Annotated in this window: 14 protein-coding genes; 13 read left to right on the top strand and 1 reads right to left on the bottom strand. The window is 71.1% G+C overall.

Annotated elements, in window-relative coordinates:
• Nucleotides 1-3 precede the first annotated feature (3 nt).
• The 13 genes from OHB13_RS31920 (at nt 4) to OHB13_RS31980 (ending at nt 13106) form a co-directional block, all read left to right on the top strand.
• Nucleotides 4-807: an MlaE family ABC transporter permease gene (locus OHB13_RS31920; RefSeq protein WP_328379390.1), complete on the top strand. Its 804-nt coding sequence runs from the start codon at nt 4-6 to the stop codon at nt 805-807.
• Nucleotides 804-2045, top strand: a complete 1242-nt coding sequence (locus tag OHB13_RS31925) for an MCE family protein (RefSeq protein WP_328379391.1) — start codon at nt 804-806, stop codon at nt 2043-2045. The genes OHB13_RS31920 and OHB13_RS31925 overlap by 4 nt, the downstream gene beginning before the upstream one ends.
• Nucleotides 2042-3073 (top strand): MCE family protein, encoded by a 1032-nt coding sequence (locus OHB13_RS31930; protein WP_328379392.1) that lies wholly within the window; start codon nt 2042-2044, stop codon nt 3071-3073. The genes OHB13_RS31925 and OHB13_RS31930 overlap by 4 nt, the downstream gene beginning before the upstream one ends.
• Nucleotides 3070-4119 (top strand): MCE family protein, encoded by a 1050-nt coding sequence (locus OHB13_RS31935; RefSeq protein ID WP_266851223.1) that lies wholly within the window; start codon nt 3070-3072, stop codon nt 4117-4119. The genes OHB13_RS31930 and OHB13_RS31935 overlap by 4 nt, the downstream gene beginning before the upstream one ends.
• Nucleotides 4116-5300, top strand: a complete 1185-nt coding sequence (locus OHB13_RS31940) for an MCE family protein (protein WP_328379393.1) — start codon at nt 4116-4118, stop codon at nt 5298-5300. Before OHB13_RS31935 ends, OHB13_RS31940 begins: the two co-directional genes overlap by 4 nt.
• Nucleotides 5297-6472, top strand: coding sequence for an MCE family protein (locus OHB13_RS31945; protein ID WP_405754464.1), 1176 nt, complete (start codon nt 5297-5299; stop codon nt 6470-6472). The genes OHB13_RS31940 and OHB13_RS31945 overlap by 4 nt, the downstream gene beginning before the upstream one ends.
• The gene (locus tag OHB13_RS31950; RefSeq protein ID WP_266851221.1) at nt 6472-7734 is read left to right on the top strand and encodes an MlaD family protein; all 1263 of its coding nucleotides are present in this window, start codon (nt 6472-6474) and stop codon (nt 7732-7734) included. Before OHB13_RS31945 ends, OHB13_RS31950 begins: the two co-directional genes overlap by 1 nt.
• Nucleotides 7731-8243 carry a hypothetical protein gene (locus OHB13_RS31955; protein ID WP_266851220.1) on the top strand — a complete coding sequence of 171 codons (513 nt, stop codon included), beginning with the start codon at nt 7731-7733 and terminating at the stop codon, nt 8241-8243. The genes OHB13_RS31950 and OHB13_RS31955 overlap by 4 nt, the downstream gene beginning before the upstream one ends.
• On the top strand, nt 8240-8848 hold the full coding sequence (locus tag OHB13_RS31960) for a hypothetical protein (RefSeq protein ID WP_328379394.1): 609 nt from the start codon (nt 8240-8242) through the stop codon (nt 8846-8848). The genes OHB13_RS31955 and OHB13_RS31960 overlap by 4 nt, the downstream gene beginning before the upstream one ends.
• Before the next feature lie 11 nt (nt 8849-8859).
• Nucleotides 8860-9429, top strand: coding sequence for a hypothetical protein (locus tag OHB13_RS31965; RefSeq protein ID WP_328379395.1), 570 nt, complete (start codon nt 8860-8862; stop codon nt 9427-9429).
• A 24-nt stretch (nt 9430-9453) separates the two neighbouring features.
• On the top strand, nt 9454-10239 hold the full coding sequence (locus tag OHB13_RS31970; RefSeq protein ID WP_328379396.1) for a hypothetical protein: 786 nt from the start codon (nt 9454-9456) through the stop codon (nt 10237-10239).
• A gap of 41 nt (nt 10240-10280) precedes the next feature.
• Nucleotides 10281-11522: a lytic transglycosylase domain-containing protein gene (locus OHB13_RS31975; RefSeq protein WP_328379397.1), complete on the top strand. Its 1242-nt coding sequence runs from the start codon at nt 10281-10283 to the stop codon at nt 11520-11522.
• Nucleotides 11523-11666: 144 nt separating this feature from the next.
• Nucleotides 11667-13106 (top strand): gamma-aminobutyraldehyde dehydrogenase, encoded by a 1440-nt coding sequence (locus OHB13_RS31980; protein WP_328379398.1) that lies wholly within the window; start codon nt 11667-11669, stop codon nt 13104-13106.
• A gap of 57 nt (nt 13107-13163) precedes the next feature.
• On the opposite strand, the gene OHB13_RS31985 is transcribed toward OHB13_RS31980, so the two are convergent.
• Nucleotides 13164-15461: a DEAD/DEAH box helicase gene (locus tag OHB13_RS31985; RefSeq protein WP_328380440.1), complete on the bottom strand. Its 2298-nt coding sequence runs from the start codon at nt 15459-15461 to the stop codon at nt 13164-13166.
• Nucleotides 15462-15592 lie beyond the last annotated feature (131 nt).

A 15592-nucleotide genomic window follows, 5' to 3' on the forward strand; every position in this document is an offset into this window, starting at 1 on the left:
GAGATGTCCATGCTCGGCTGGCTCGACCGCTCCGGCGACCAACTCGTCTTCTACGTACGGGCGCTCATCTGGGTCCCGCGCACCCTGCGCCGCTACATCAGAGAGGTCCAGCGGCTGCTCGCCGAGGTCGCCTTCGGCAGCGGGGGCCTCGGGGTGATCGGCGGCACCATCGGCGTGATGGTCGGCATGACCCTCTTCACGGGGACGGTCGTCGGCCTCCAGGGATACGCCGCGCTCAACCAGATCGGCACCGCCGCCTTCACCGGGTTCATCTCCGCGTACTTCAACACCCGCGAGATCGCCCCGCTGGTGGCCGGACTCGCCCTCTCCGCGACCGTCGGCGCGGGCTTCACCGCACAGCTCGGCGCGATGCGCATCAACGAGGAGGTGGACGCCCTCGAAGCGATGGGGGTGCGCTCCATGCCGTACCTCGTCACCACCCGGATCATCGCCGGGGTCGTCGCGATCATCCCGCTGTACGCGATGGGGCTGCTCAGCTCGTACGTCGCGTCCCGTCTGGTGACCGTCCTCTTCAAGGGGCAGTCGTCCGGCACCTACGACCACTACTTCAACCTGTTCCTCTCCCCGGACGACGTCCTGCTCTCGGTGCTCAAAGTGCTGATCTTCAGCGTGCTGGTGATCCTGGCCCACTGCTACTACGGGTTCCGCGCCACCGGCGGCCCCGCCGGGGTCGGGGTGGCGGTCGGCCGTTCGGTGCGCAACGCCATCGTGCTCATCAGCGTCACCGACTTCTTCCTCTCCCTCGCCATCTGGGGCGCCACCACGACGGTGAAGGTGGCCGGATGAACGCGCGGACCGTACGGCGCAGGCTCGCCGGCGTGGTCTTCATCGTGGTCCCCGCCCTGCTGATCTGGCTGTCGATCGCCGTGTACCAGAAGGACTTCACCGACTCGGCGACGGTCCGGGTGGACACCGACACCGTCGGCAGCGAGATGCACCTCAACGCCGATGTGAAGCTGCGCGGTGTCGTCATCGGGCAGGTGCGCGGCATCAGCTCGGACGGCGGCGGCGCCCGGCTCACCCTCGCCATCCAGCCGGACAAGCTGGGCCAGGTCCCCTCCGACGTCACCGCGCAGATGCTGCCGACGACACTGTTCGGTGAGCGGTACGTCGCACTCGTACCCCCGGCCCACGCGTCCACCCGCGCGCTGAAGGCGGGCGACACCATCCCGCAGGACCGCTCGCGCAACGCCATCGAGCTGGAGCAGGTGCTCGACCATGTGCTGCCGCTGCTCACCGCGGTCGAGCCGCAGAAGCTCTCCGCCACGCTGACCGCCGTCTCGCAGGCCCTGAGCGGCCGGGGGCAGCAGCTCGGCGACACCTTCGTCACCCTCGACACCTACCTGAGGAAGCTCAACCCTCAACTGCCCACGCTCAACCGGGACATCGCGGAACTGGTGAAGGTCACCAAGGTCTACTCCGACGCGGCGCCCGACATCCTCAGCGCGCTCACCGACTTCACCACCACCAGCTCGACGCTCGCCGAGAAGCAGGCCGAACTGGCGGGCCTGTACGGCACCACCACCAGAACCGCCCAGGACGTCACGGCCTTCCTCCAGCAGAACAAGGACAACATCATCCGGCTCTCCGCGACCGGCCGGCCCACCCTGGAACTCCTCGCGAAGTACGCCCCCGAATTCCCCTGCATCCTGAGCACCCTGGCGGGCTTCGTCCCCGCCATGGACAAGGCACTCGGCAAGGGAACGGACGAGCCGGGACTGCATGTCAGCCTCGTCTCCGTCCCCTCACTCGGGAAGTACACACCGGGCCGGGACGCCCCGTCCTACACTGCGAGCGGCGGGCCGCACTGCTACTCCGTCCCCTACATCGGCAAGACCGTGCCGACCGCAGCCACCGGCGCGAAGAAGTCGGACAGCCTCGGGCTGCCCAACTCGCCCCAGGAGAACCAGCTCGTCAACGAACTCCTTGCCCCCGGCGCGAAGGCTTCGGCGCAGTCCCTTCCCGACTGGAGCAGCCTGCTGGCCGGCCCGGTCTTCCGCGGTGCGGAGGTGAAGCTCAAGTGAAGCGCCGCAGCCTGACGGCTCCGCTCGTCAAGTCCCTGGTCTTCGTCCTGGTGACCTCGCTGGCCACCGTGGTACTCGGGCTGAGCATCGCCAACACGGATGTCGGCGACACCGTCTCCTACCGGGCGCGCTTCACCGACGCTACCGGGCTGATCGCCGGGGACAGCGTACGGATCGCCGGGGTGAAGGTCGGCCAGGTCGAGTCCGTGAAGGTCGCCGACCGGCGGCTCGCCGAGGTGCGCTTCGCGGTGGACAAGGGGCGCGCCCTGCCCGCTTCGGTGACCGCGTCGATCAAGTACCTCAACATGGTCGGCCAGCGGTACGTCGACCTGGAGCAGGGCACCGGGCCCGTCGGGAAGCACTTCCCGCCCGGCGACACCATCCAGCTCTCGCACACCACACCGGCCCTGGACCTCACCGAGCTGTTCAACGGGTTCCAGCCGCTCCTCCAGGGGCTGGCCCCGGCCGAGATGAACCAGCTCGCCAACTCCATCGTGCAGGTGCTCCAGGGCGAGGGCGGCACCGTCGACAGCCTGCTCCAGCACGTCGGATCGCTGACCACCACGGTCGCCGCCAAGGACAAGGTCATCGGCCAGGTCATCAAGAACCTCAACACGGTACTGACGACGGTCAACGACCGGGAGTCGGACTTCAACGACCTCGTCGTCACCCTCCAGCAGCTCGTCACCGGCTTCGCCGGGGACCGCAAGCCCCTCGGGGACGCGATCACCGCGATGGGCGCACTGACGACCTCGACCGCCGGACTGCTCCAGGACGGCCGGGCGCCGCTGAAGAAGGACATCAGCGAACTCGGCAGGGTGTCGAAGCAGTTGGGCGACGGCACCCCGCAGCTCCAGGACTTCCTGCGGAACACACCCGCCAAGATGCAGGCCGTCACCCGGCTCGCCTCCTACGGATCGTGGCTCAACCTCTATCTCTGCGAGGCCCGCGTGACGGGCGTGACCACATCGGACGGCAGCAAGCCGCCCACCGGCATCGCGGTCACCGAATCGAGGTGCCAGGGATGAACGCGCCCCGCCTGCGGCTCCCGCGGCTCAAGCCCGTACGGGAGCGCAACCCGGTCGCCGTGAGCGTGGTCGGACTGCTGGTGCTCGCCCTGATCGGGCTCGCCGCCTACCGCGCCGACTCGCTGCCCTTCATCGGCGGCGGCACCACGTACACCGCCGACTTCACCGAGTCGGCGGGGATCGGCCCCGGCGACGAGGTACGGATCGCCGGAGTCAGGGTCGGCCAGGTGAAAGCGGTCGCGCTCGACGGCGCCAAGGTGAAGGTGACCTTCAAGGTCAAGGACGCCTGGGTCGGGAACTCCAGCACGGCGGCCATCGCCATCAAGACGCTGCTCGGCGACAAGTACCTGGCACTCGACCCGGTCGGCACCGGGCCGCAGAACCCGTCGGACCGGATCCCGCTGAGCCGCACCACATCGCCGTACGACGTCACCCAGGCATTCAGCGGACTCAGCGACACCATCGGCGACCTCGACACCAAGCAGCTCGCGAAGAGCTTCGAGACGATCTCGGACACCTTCAAGGACTCGCCCCCCGACGTGAAGAACGCGGCGACCGGCCTCTCCGCGCTGTCGCGGACGGTCTCGCAGCGCGACGCCGAACTGGCCAAGCTGCTCAAGGGCAGCAAACAGCTCACCAAGACCCTCTCCGACAAGAACAGCAGCTTCGACGCCCTCCTCAAGGACGGCAACCTGCTGCTCGGCGAGATCCAGAACCGCCGGGACTCCATCCGCCGGCTGCTCACCGGCACCACCGACCTCGGTACGGAACTGACCGGTCTGGTCAAGGACAACAACAAACAGCTGAAGCCCACCCTGACCGCGCTCGACAAGGTCACGGCCGTCCTGCTGAAGAACCGCAAGAGCCTGGACAAGGCGCTGTCCCTGGCCGGTCCTTACTACCGGCTCGTCGGCAACACCCTGGGCAACGGGCGCTGGTTCGACAGCTACATCTGCGGGCTCGTCCCGAAGAACTACCTGCCCGCGGGCACACCTCCGGCCACCGGATGTGTGTCGCCCCGGCAGAGCCAGGGGAGCAGCCGATGAACCACACCACCAGGCGGTTCGTGGGGATCGGGGCCGGGCTCGTCCTGGTCGCGGGAGTGACCACCACCGGGGTCATGGCCCTCGACAGCGCGGGAGGCCACCGGATCACCGCCTACTTCGACCGGGCCACCGGCCTCTACGCAGGCTCCGACCTGAGGATTCTCGGAGTCAAGGTGGGCCGGGTCGATTCCGTGCGGCCGGAGGGCCGGGAGGTACGGGTGGTCCTCGCCCTCGACAAGGGCGTGAAGGTGCCGGCCGACGCCCGCGCCCTGATCGTCGCGCCCAGCATCGTCGCCGACCGGTACGTCCAGCTGTCACCCGCGTACGCCGGCGGCCCGCAGCTCAAGGACCGGGCCACACTCGCGGCGGACCGCAACGCCACCCCCGTCGAGGTCGACCAGCTGTACGCGAGCGTCACCCAGCTGGCCACCGCACTCGGGCCGAAGGGCGCCAACTCGAAGGGTGCGCTGGACGATCTGCTCAAGACCGGCGCGGCCAACCTGAAGGGCAACGGCAAGGCGATCGGCGACTCGATCGAGCAGTTCGGCAAGGCGGCCAAGACACTCGACAAGAGCAGCGGCAACCTCTTCGACACCCTCGCCTACCTCCAGTCCTTCACCACGATGCTCAAGGGCAACGACGGAAAGGTGCACACGGCGGAACAGCAGCTCGCCACGGTCTCGGGCTTCCTCAACGACGACAAGGACGATCTCGGGACCGCCCTGAAGGAACTGGGCACCGCGCTCGGCCAGGTGAAGACCTTCATCGAGGAGAACCGCGGGTCCCTCAAGAAGAGCGTCAGCCGGCTGCGGCCCATCACCGACACGCTGGTCGAACAGCGGGCCTCGCTCGCCGAGATGCTGGATGACGCGCCGCTCGCGGCCGGGAACCTCCTCAACGCCTACGACCCCGTGCACCGCACCATCGACGGCCGGGGCAACCTCAACGAGATCAGCATGAACGGCCAACTCGGCGGTGCGGGCGCGGCGTCCACGGCCGGAACGGCGACCGGAGCCGCCGGCGGGGTCCCGGCCGGCGCGGGGCTCGACGGCCTGGTCCCCATACAGCCGTCACAGCGGAAGTCGCTGCCCACGCTGCCGCTCCCGGCGGTCGGTGACGTGTACGGGTCCCCGTCGAGGACGGCCGCGAATCCCACGGCACACAAGGGGGCCGCCCGATGAGCCGGACCACTGCTTCCCGTACGTCCCGCACCTCGCGTACGGGCATCGCGGCCGCGGTCGCTATGGCCGTCGGCTGCACCGTTGCCCTCGGCGGCTGCGCGGCGCCGTCGTTCTCCGGCATCGAGAACCTGCCGCTGCCCGGTGGCGCCGACCTCGGCTCGCACCCGTACGAGATCACCGCGGACTTCGGCGATGTGCTGAATCTGGTCCCGCAGGCCGCGGTCAAGGTGAACGATGTGGCCGTCGGCCGGGTCTCCAGGATCACGCTCTCGCCGGGGAGCTGGTCGGCGCGGGTCACCATGCGGGTCAACGGCAAGGTGCGCCTGCCGCGGAACGCCTACGCCCAACTCGAACAGTCCAGCCTGCTCGGCGAGAAGTTCATCCAGCTCACCGCCCCCGACAAGGGCGCTTCGGCCGGCCGGCTCACCGACGGCCAGACCATCCCGATCTCGCGCACCAACCGCAACCCGGAGGTCGAGGAGGTCTTCGGCGCGCTCTCGCTGCTGCTCAACGGCGGCGGCGTCCAGCAGCTCAAGACCATCAGTACCGAACTCAACAAGACCCTGGGCGGCCGGGAGCCGCAGATCCGCTCCACGCTCCAGTCCGTCAACACCCTGGTGACCAGCCTGGACGGGCACAAGAGCGACATCACCCAGGCGCTCGACGGCGTCAACCGGCTCTCCGCGACGCTCGCCACCCGCAAGGAGAAGATCAGCAAGGCGCTCACCGGGCTCAGCCCCGGGCTGAAGGTGCTGGAGAAACAGCGCGGCTCCCTGATCACCATGCTCAAGGCGCTCGACACCCTCTCCGGGGTCGCCGTCGACACCGTGAACAAGAGCAAGGCCGACATGGTCGCCGACCTCAAGGCGCTCGCGCCGACGCTCCGGCAGCTCGCCGACTCCGGCAAGGACCTGCCCGACTCGCTGCAGGTGCTCTTCACGTACCCCTTCACCGATGAGGTGCTGCGCGGCGTGAAGGGCGACTACCTCAATGTCTATCTGGATGTGACGGCCGTGCCCGGGACCCGGATCGTTCCGCCGATCACCCTTTCGGGAGGAGGCGCGCAGGGAGGTACCACCGACGGGGCCACCGCGTCGCGGAAGGCGGGCGCCGCCACCCCGCCGCTGCCGCTGCCCTCCCTCACCGCCCCGTCCACGGAAGGCGGCCACTGATGGTCACCAGGGCCACCCGGCTGAAGAACATCGCCTTCCTGCTGATCGCGGTGCTCGTCCTCGGCTACCTCGGCGCCCGCTACGCCGACCTCGGGCATCTGGTCGGGCTGCGCGGCTACTACGTGGTGAAGGTCGAACTCCCGGAGACCGGAGGCCTCTTCACCCACGCCAACGTCACCTACCGGGGCGTCTCGGTGGGCCGGGTCGGACCGATCCGGCTGACCGGTGACGGGGTGGAGGCCGACCTGCGGATCAGTGACTCGGCGCCCCCCATCCCCGCCGATCTCAAGGCGTCCGTCGCCAACCTGTCGGCGGTCGGCGAGGAGTACATCGACCTGCGGCCGGCCGCCACGGGCAGCCCGTACCTGGAGGACGGCTCCCGGATCGCCCGCGCCGACGCCAGCATCCCGGCCCCGGTGACCAACGTCCTCACCAGCGTCAACGACCTGACGTCCTCGGTGGATCTGGACGCGCTGCGCACGGTCGTGGACGAGTCGGGCGCCGCGTTCGACGGGCGCGGCGAGGACCTCCAGGTCCTGATGGACAGCAGCAAGGACTTCCTCAAGGCAGCGGACAAGGCGCTGCCCACCGACACCAAGCTGATGACCGACGGCGAGACGGTGCTCCACACCCAGACACAGGAGGGCGAAGCGCTGAAGTCCTTCGCCAGGGGCGCCAAGGGCCTTGCCGGACAGCTGGTGGAATCCGACACCGATCTGCGCGCGCTCATCGCGGCCACACCCGAGGCCGCGACACAGGTCAGCGGACTGCTCAGAGATCTGAACCCGGATCTGAGTGTGGTCGTCGCCAATCTGCTGACCACCTCCGACGTGGCGGTCACCCGGCAGCGCGGTACGGAGGAACTGCTGGTGAAACTGCCGGCGGTGGCCGCGGCCGGGGCGACGGCGATCAACGCCAAGGGAGCACGTTTCGGTATGGCCGTCACCTTCTTCTCGCCGCTGCCGTGCACCGCCGGGTACGGCGGGACGACGTACCGCAACGGCCTGGACACCAGCGCCACTTCGGAGCTCAACACCAGCGCCCGCTGCACCTCCCCGCCCAGTACCGGCAAGGAAGTGCGCGGTTCGGCGAACGCACCGGGCGGCGGCCCGCTCCGGGCACCCGCCAAGCCGGGATCCCTGCTCCTGGGCACGGACGCCGGAGGGTCGGGCTCACTCCCCGGCGCCCTGGGGACGCCCGCACTGCCCGCCGGCGGCCCCACCGATCTGGGCGGCCTGCTCGGTCTCGGAGGCGGCGCGTGACCACCCGTACCAAGGTGCTGAGCTGGGTGGCCGTCGCGCTGGCCGTCGTCTTCTGCGCGGTCTCCGGGTGGGTGTACTGGCAGGCGCACCAGGACGGTTCGCTGAGGTACGCGGCGTCCCGGGACGCCGCGCTGGCGGCCGGGCGCGAACGGGTCGCCCAGCTCAACACCCTCGATGTGAAGGACACCGACAGCGGGCTTCGGCAGTGGCTCGACGCCTCGACCGGAGCGCTCCACGACAAGCTGGCGGCCACCCGGGCCACCGACCGCACCACCCTCACCAAGGCCGGCACCTCCGCGCGCGGCACTGTCACCGACGCCGCGCTCACCGCGCTCGACGACCGGGCGGGCACGGCGGCGCTGATCGCCACCGTCAAGGTCGCCATCACCCCCAGGGGCGGTACGGCCACGACCGACCGTAAACGTTTCACTGCCACGCTCGCCCGCACCCCGGACGGCTGGAAAGTCACCGCACTCAGCGCAGTGCCGGTCGGCAAGGAGGGCGCGTGAGCAGCACTGTGGAGGACGTCGGAGGAGTGGACGCCCAGGACACGCAGGACACGCAGGGCGCCCCGGACGCCCCGGACGAGGAGACGCCCGAGGCGAGCGGTCGCGGTCACCGGCGGGCCCTGCTCGCGGCAGGTCTTGCCGTCCTGCTGCTGGTGCTCGGTGGGGCCGGGATGCTGTTCAGGGCCCACCAGTTGAGGAGCACCCCGGCCGCCGGGAACCGCGCGCTCACCGACACGGAGGCCACTTCGCAGGTCACCGGGGACGTCAGTGACACGCTCGGCAAGGTCCTCTCCTACACGCCGCAGGCCACCGACGTCACCGCGCAGTCGGCGCGCGAACTGCTCGCGGGGAAGGCCGCGAAGCAGTACACGGCGCTCTTCGGACAGGTCGGGAAGCGGGCGAAGGAGCAGAAGCTGACGCTCACGACCCAGGTGGTACGGGCCGGAGTCACCCGGCTGACCGGCAGCGAGGCGCGACTGCTGGTCTTCCTCGACCAGACCGCACAGCGCAAGGGCAGACCGGCCGGGGTGGTGGCCGCGCAGCTGTCGGTGACCGCCGAACTCCGCGGCGGCAACTGGCTGATCACCGACATCACGGCCCGCTGAGGGAGACGTACATGCGCAGGACACCCAGGACAACCAGGACGCTCGGGACGCTCGGGACGCTCAGGACGGCAAGGAATCCGCTGACCGTCGTGGCGCTCGCGCTGGCGCTGCTGGCCGCGGGTGCGGCGGGCTGGGGAGGGTGGTCCTGGTACGCCGCCGCGCACGACGACTCCGCCGCGTACGCACGGTCGCGGGACCAGGTACTGGCCGCGGGGGAGCAGGCCGTACAGAACATGAACACCCTGGACCACCGGAAGCTGACGACCGGCCTCGACGCGTGGGAGGCGTCGACCACCGGGGATCTGCACAAGCAACTCACCGATGGCAGGCCAGAGTTCGAGAAGCAGATCAAACAGGCGCAGACGGTCTCCACGGCGAGGGTGCTCTCCGGCGCGGTCACCGAACTGGACGTCCGGGCGGGCAGGGCGAGCGTGATGGTGGCGCTGCGGATCACGGTGACCGCGCCGAAGGGCAAACCGGCCGAGAAGGAGAGCCGGCTGCTCGGCGAACTCACGCGTACGTCCGGGGGCTGGAAACTCAGCGCCCTGGGCCAGGCACCCGTCGGCAACACCGCCGGCTGACCCAGGAGAGGAGCTGAGGACGACATGTCGACCACCCGTCATCTCATCAACCGGCAGCGGCGACTGGCGGCCGTGGCCCCGGTACGCGTCAGGCCACGGCCGGCGGAGGACCAGCCCGAAGCGCCCGGTCCCGGCGCCGGTGCCGGTCCTGGTGCCGTCGCGGATGCCGAAGCCGTAGGGGCCGAACCGGAAGAGGCCGAACGGGAAGAGACCGGACCGGAAGAGGCCGGGGCTACGGGGTCCGGCGCCGGGGCCGCGTCCGGGACGGCCGGGGCTGCACGCCCGTGGCTCCGTACCCTGGTGCGGCTGCCCGTGGTGCTCGCCGTCCTCACCGTGCTGCTCGGCGGATTCGCCGCCTACGCGGGGACGCGGGCGTCCGCCCTGCACGACTCCGCCGCGACCAGCAACGGCGCACTGAGCGACGTGGCCCGTACGACCGAGGTGAAGGGTCAGGTCACCAGCGCCGTCAACGCCCTCTTCTCGTACGACTACACCAACACGGCCAAGGCCGACCGGGCCGCGGCGACCCTCCTCACCGGCAAGGCCGTCAAGCAGCACAAGGACATGCTGGCGGCCGTACGCGCGCAGGCGGCCAAGCAGAAGCTCGTGCTGACCACCACCGTCACCGAGAGCGGTGTGGAGCTGATCGACGGCGACCGCGCGCGCGTGCTCCTCTACGCCGACCAGAGCAACACCGGCACAGCGGCGAAGAAGGACCGGACGACCTACGCCGCGGCCATGTTCGCCGTGGACGCGGTGCGCGGTGGCGGCAAGTGGCGGATCGCGAACATCGACACCTTCACCCGGTGACCCAGCCCGGGGATTCCGGAACTCCGATGAGGGAGCGGCATATGAGGCACGTGCGGCGGATGCGGCGGGGACTGGGGGGCAGTGCGGTGGCCGCGGTGGCCATGGCCGCGCTCACGGCCTCGCAGGCGCCAGGGCTCGTGCACCATCAGCTGCCGCAGCCCAAGAGATCATCCGTACCGGCCGGTGAGACCACCGCTCAGGTCGAAGGCCCCACGGACAACTCGTTCCACACCGAGATCCCGCCGCTGGTCACTCCGCCCCCGCCGGGCAATCCGGTCGATGCCAGTGGCGTGGGACCGGTGTACGAACAGTCGGGGATCCCGGCGACCGTGCTGGCCGCCTACCGGTCGGCCGAGGCACAGCTGCGCCGCAGCGACCGCGCCTGCGGGCTGCCCTGGCAGCTGCTCGCCGCTATCGGCAAGGTCGAATCGGGGCAGGCGCGGGGCGGGGCGGTCGACAAGCACGGCACCACCCTCGCGCCGATCCTCGGGCCGGTGCTCAACGGCTCGGGCTTCGCGCACATCCCCGACACCGACCACGGCGCGTACGACGGTGACGCGACGTACGACCGGGCGGTGGGCCCGATGCAGTTCATCCCGTCCACCTGGGCGGCCTGGGGGCAGGACGGGAATCACGACGGCAAGAAGGACCCCGACAACGTCTTCGACGCCGCGCTCGCCGCCGGACACTATCTCTGTGCCGGGGGCCGTGATCTCCGCAGCAGCGGCGGTCTGGACAGCGCCGTCCTCAGCTACAACCACTCCGACGCCTATCTGAGGCTGGTGCTGTCCTGGCTCTCCTTCTACCGGCACGGGACGCACGCGGTCCCGGACGGCGAAGGGGTCCTGCCGAGGAGCCCGGGCGCGGGCGGCGCGAACGACGGTGCACAGACCGGCAAGGCGCATCAGCACGGCGGACACGGACACGGACAGGGGCACGGACACGGGGGCCACGGCGGCGGGATCGTCATCGGTCCCGCGCCCTCCCACACACCGTCCGCGAGCCCGTCCGACGGCGGCACGCCGACTCCGCCCGGCAGTTCACCGAGTGCCCCGGGAGATCCGGGCGGCGGCACCGGCTCGCCTTCGTCCGGCCCCACATCGGGACCGCCGGACACCTCGTCGCCCGACCCCGGCGGCGGCGGCAGCACACCGCCGGACTGCCCGTCGCCGTCACCGTCGCCTTCCGGCTCGCCCACGCCGGACCCGGCCCCGACGAGCACGCCGGGCACCCCGGGCGACGGCTGCGCGTCCGGCCCCGGAGCCCCGGGTGTGCCGTCCTGACGGTGCTCCTCGGGCCCTGCTCCTCCAACCAGGCTCCTTCGTCCGTGCCGCTCCTCCGACTGTGCCGTTCTGTAGGGGGCGGCTGGGGCGGGTGCTCCACATTGTCCGGTCACGCGGGCCGCGGATTCCGTGAGGCTGGTGTCCATGCTGCGCAACTACATCAACGGTGAGTTCAAGGAGGCGGCCGACGGCCGCACTCTCGATGTGATCGACCCCTGTACGGGAGAGGTGTACGAGACGTCCGCGCTGTCGGGGGCCGCCGACGTCGACGCCGCCATGGAGGCCGCGGCCGCCGCGTTCCCCGCGTGGCGCGACGCGACCCCCGCCGCGCGCCAGAAGGTGCTGCTGCGGGTGGCGGACGTCTTCGAGGAGCGGGCGGCCGAGCTGATCGCGGCCGAGGCGCGCGACACGGGCAAGCCGCTCGCGCAGCTGACGGACGACGAGATCCCGCCGGTCGTGGACCAGATCCGCTTCTTCGCGGGGGCGGCCCGGCTCCTGGAGGGCCGGTCGGCGGGCGAGTACATGGAGGGGCTGACCTCGATCATCAGGCGGGAGCCGGTCGGCGTCGTGGCGCAGGTCGCGCCGTGGAACTATCCGCTGATGATGGCGGTCTGGAAGTTCGCTCCCGCCCTCGCGGCCGGGAACACGGTCGTCATCAAGCCGTCCGACACCACCCCCGCGTCGACCGTCCTGGTCGCGGAGATCATCGGCGGAGTGCTGGCCGAACTCGGCCACAGCGAAGGCGTGTTCAACGTCCTGTGCGGAGACCGGGAGACCGGCCGGCTGATGGTCGAGCACGCCACCCCGGCGATGGCCGCGATCACCGGCTCGGTACGGGCGGGCATGCAGGTCGCGGCCTCGGCGGCCAAGGACGTCAAGCGGGTCCACCTGGAACTGGGCGGCAAGGCGCCGGTCGTCGTCTTCGACGACCTCGACGGGGAAGCTCTCACCAGGGCCGCCGAGGACATCGCGGTGGCCGGCTACTTCAACGCGGGCCAGGACTGCACGGCGGCGACCCGTGTCATCGTGCACGAGTCGGTCCACGACGCGTTCGTCGAGGCGCTCGCCAAGGCGGCGACAGCCACCAGGACCGGCGGCCCGGAGGTCGCCGACGCGTTCTTCGGCCCGCTGAACAACGCGAACCAGCTGGCCCAGGTGACCGGGTTCATCGACCGGCTCCCCGGTCACGCCACGGTCGAGGCGGGCGGCCACCGGGTCGGCGACCAGGGGTACTTCTACGCCCCCACGGTCGTCTCCGGACTGCACCAGGACGACGAGATCATCCAGAACGAGGTCTTCGGCCCGGTCATCACCGTCCAGTCGTTCAGCACCGAGGACCAGGCCGTCGCCTACGCCAACGGCGTCGACTTCGCGCTCGCCTCATCGGTGTGGACCAAGGACCACCAGCGCGCGATGCGGATGTCCAGGAGCCTGGACTTCGGCTGTGTGTGGATCAACAACCACGGGGCGCTCGCCGCGGAGATGCCGCACGGCGGATTCAAGCTCTCCGGTTACGGCAAGGACCTCTCGGCGTACGGATTCGAGGACTACACGCGGATCAAGCACGTCATGACCGCGCTCTGACACTCGGCGGTCCGCCGCGACACCGGTACCCGTGAAGGCCCGCAGGGATGCGGGCCTTCACCCGTCCCCGGCCGCCTCCTGCTCACAGATCCGCCGCTCAGGAGCCCCTTGCCGCGGGATCTCCCGCATCTCCGGCGCGGGAGGCTGTCCCCCGGAGAGTTCGCTCCCGGCGGGTCCCCCCTCGGCCGGTTCCCGCTTCGCCAGGAACAGCCGCAGCTGCTCCTCCTCCACGATCCGCCGGGCGAGGCCCCCGTCGGAGACGTCGACGGCGTCGGGCGTCGCCTCGGCCACCTCGCTGCGCCGGGCGTACGCGTCGAACAGCCGGGTCTTGTCGGCCAGTACGCCGAGCATCCGCGTATCCACGCTGTCGGCGGCCAGCAGCCGGTGCACCCGCACCGTCCTGACCTGGCCCATGCGGTGGGCGCGCGCCACGGCCTGGTGCTCCATGGCCGGTTTGATCTGCGGCTCGCACAGGATGACGACGGAAGCCGCCTGCATGTTGAGGCCCACCCCGCCGGCCTGGAACTGGCTCAGCAGCACCGCGTGCCCGGGGGCAGCCGAGAACGCGTCGACCAGCTCCTGGCGGCGGGCGGCCGGCAGAGCGCCCTCCACCGGTCCGTACGCCGTCCCGCCGAGGGCCGTCCCCACTGTGGCCAGTACCTCGCGGAAGTACGAGAACACCACGACCTTCAGCCCGTTGGCGGCCGCCTCACCGACCAGCTCGCGCAGCCGCCGGAGCTTCGCCGAACCCTCCGGGCGGGCGTACGCGGCCCGGCGCATCCGCATGAAGTGCCCGTCCGCCACGGCCTCCCGGTACGCGGTCAGGTCCCCCGCACTGAGCTCCTCCCACTCGTCCACGTGCACCAGCGCGGGCAGCTCCGTGAGGACATCGTCCTGGTTGCGGCGGAGATAGGCCGGGGCCACCGCCCTGCGGAACACCTGTGAGCCGGCTGCCGCGTCCCGGTCGCGGACCGCGGGCACCAGCTCGGGCTGGAGCCTGCGGACCAGACTGCGGAACTCCTCGACCCGGTTCTCCATCGGCGTGCCGGTCAGGAAGAGCACCCGTTCGGACGGGCCGGCCCAGTCCGCCACGGCCTTCGCCCGCCGGGTGAGGGGGTTCTTGACGAAGTGCGCCTCGTCGACGACGAGCATCCCCGGGCGTACGCCGTCCGGGACCGCGAGCAGAGGCAGCACGTCGAAGGTGGTGACCGCCACCCCGCCCTGCTCGCACCACCGGGCGAAGGCCGTCCGGCGCGCCGGTCCGTGCACGGACCGGGCGGCCAGCGTGGAGCGCGAGCCCACCTCGCGCGTCCAGTTGATCAGTACGCTCGCCGGGCAGACGACCAGGAAGTGCGTGGCGCCGCCCGCCGCGAGATGGGCCATCGCCGCGATGGCCTGGACCGTCTTGCCGAGCCCCATCTCGTCCCCGATGATCACCCGGCGCTGCACCAGCGCGAACCGTGCCCCGAAAGCCTGGTAGCCGCGCAGGGACACCCGCAGCCTGCTGTCGTCCAGCGGCTGGGCACGGACCCGTTCGGCGATGGCGGAGGGCACGAACCCCTCCGCCGCGGCGAGATCGGCGCCCTGGCCCGAGAACTCCGCCAGGAGGCTGTAGTAGTCGGCGGAGCGCAGCTCGAAGCCGACCCAGGCCTCGGCGTCGGACGCGGGCACCCGCAGCAGATCGGCCGAGACCTGAGCGAAGAGCAGCGGCACCCCGTCCGCCGCCGACTGCCGGGTGAGTTCCCCGACGGCTTCGAGCGCGGCGAGCACCTCCGTACGCCGGGTCCGGCCGGCCAGCGCCATGCGGAGCCTGCTGCGGGCCGGCCCGGCCGGCGGCAGGAGCCGGTCGAGCCCGGCGCTGAGCCGCTGCGCCGCGTCATGGGCGCGGCGCAGTTCGGGCCCGGCCTGCGCCAGCACGTGCAGCGATCTGACGAGCGCCGTCGTGCGCGGCTCGGGGCGGTCGATGTCGATCCGTACGGTGACGGTCTCCTCGACCGCCCGGGCGATCTGCCCGGCGGCGGCGACGGCCTGGTCGGCGGTCTGGGCGCCGACCCCGGGCAGCTGCCGCAGCGCGTAGCGGCCCGCGTCGTGCACCTGGACGACCGTGGTGAGACCCGCCTGTTCCAGGGCGCCGAGCCGCAGCCGCCCCTCGGTGACGTCCCGCAACCGCGAGAGCGGGATCGGCTCCAGCTCGGCCCTGGCCAGCTCCTGCTGGAGCGGGGCGAGCGCGCTCCGTACGGCGTCGGCGGCCGCGGCACGGTCGGCGACGACGGCCCGCGCCGCACCGAGCAGCCGCTCCGCCTCCAGGAGGAGGGCTCGGGCTCTTCTGCCGGCCGGGGCCGGACCGTGCTTCACGCCGCTCACCGGAGGGATGATCTCACGCGGCGCCGGACACTCCGGCCGGTCCCGGGGCGCGCCGGAAGGGCGGGCAGGGCGGCGTCCGGGGTGCGGATCAGGTACGCCATTGGGGTCGCCCGGCTACCCGC

The organism is Streptomyces sp. NBC_00440, assembly GCF_036014215.1.
Lineage (GTDB): Bacteria > Actinomycetota > Actinomycetes > Streptomycetales > Streptomycetaceae > Streptomyces.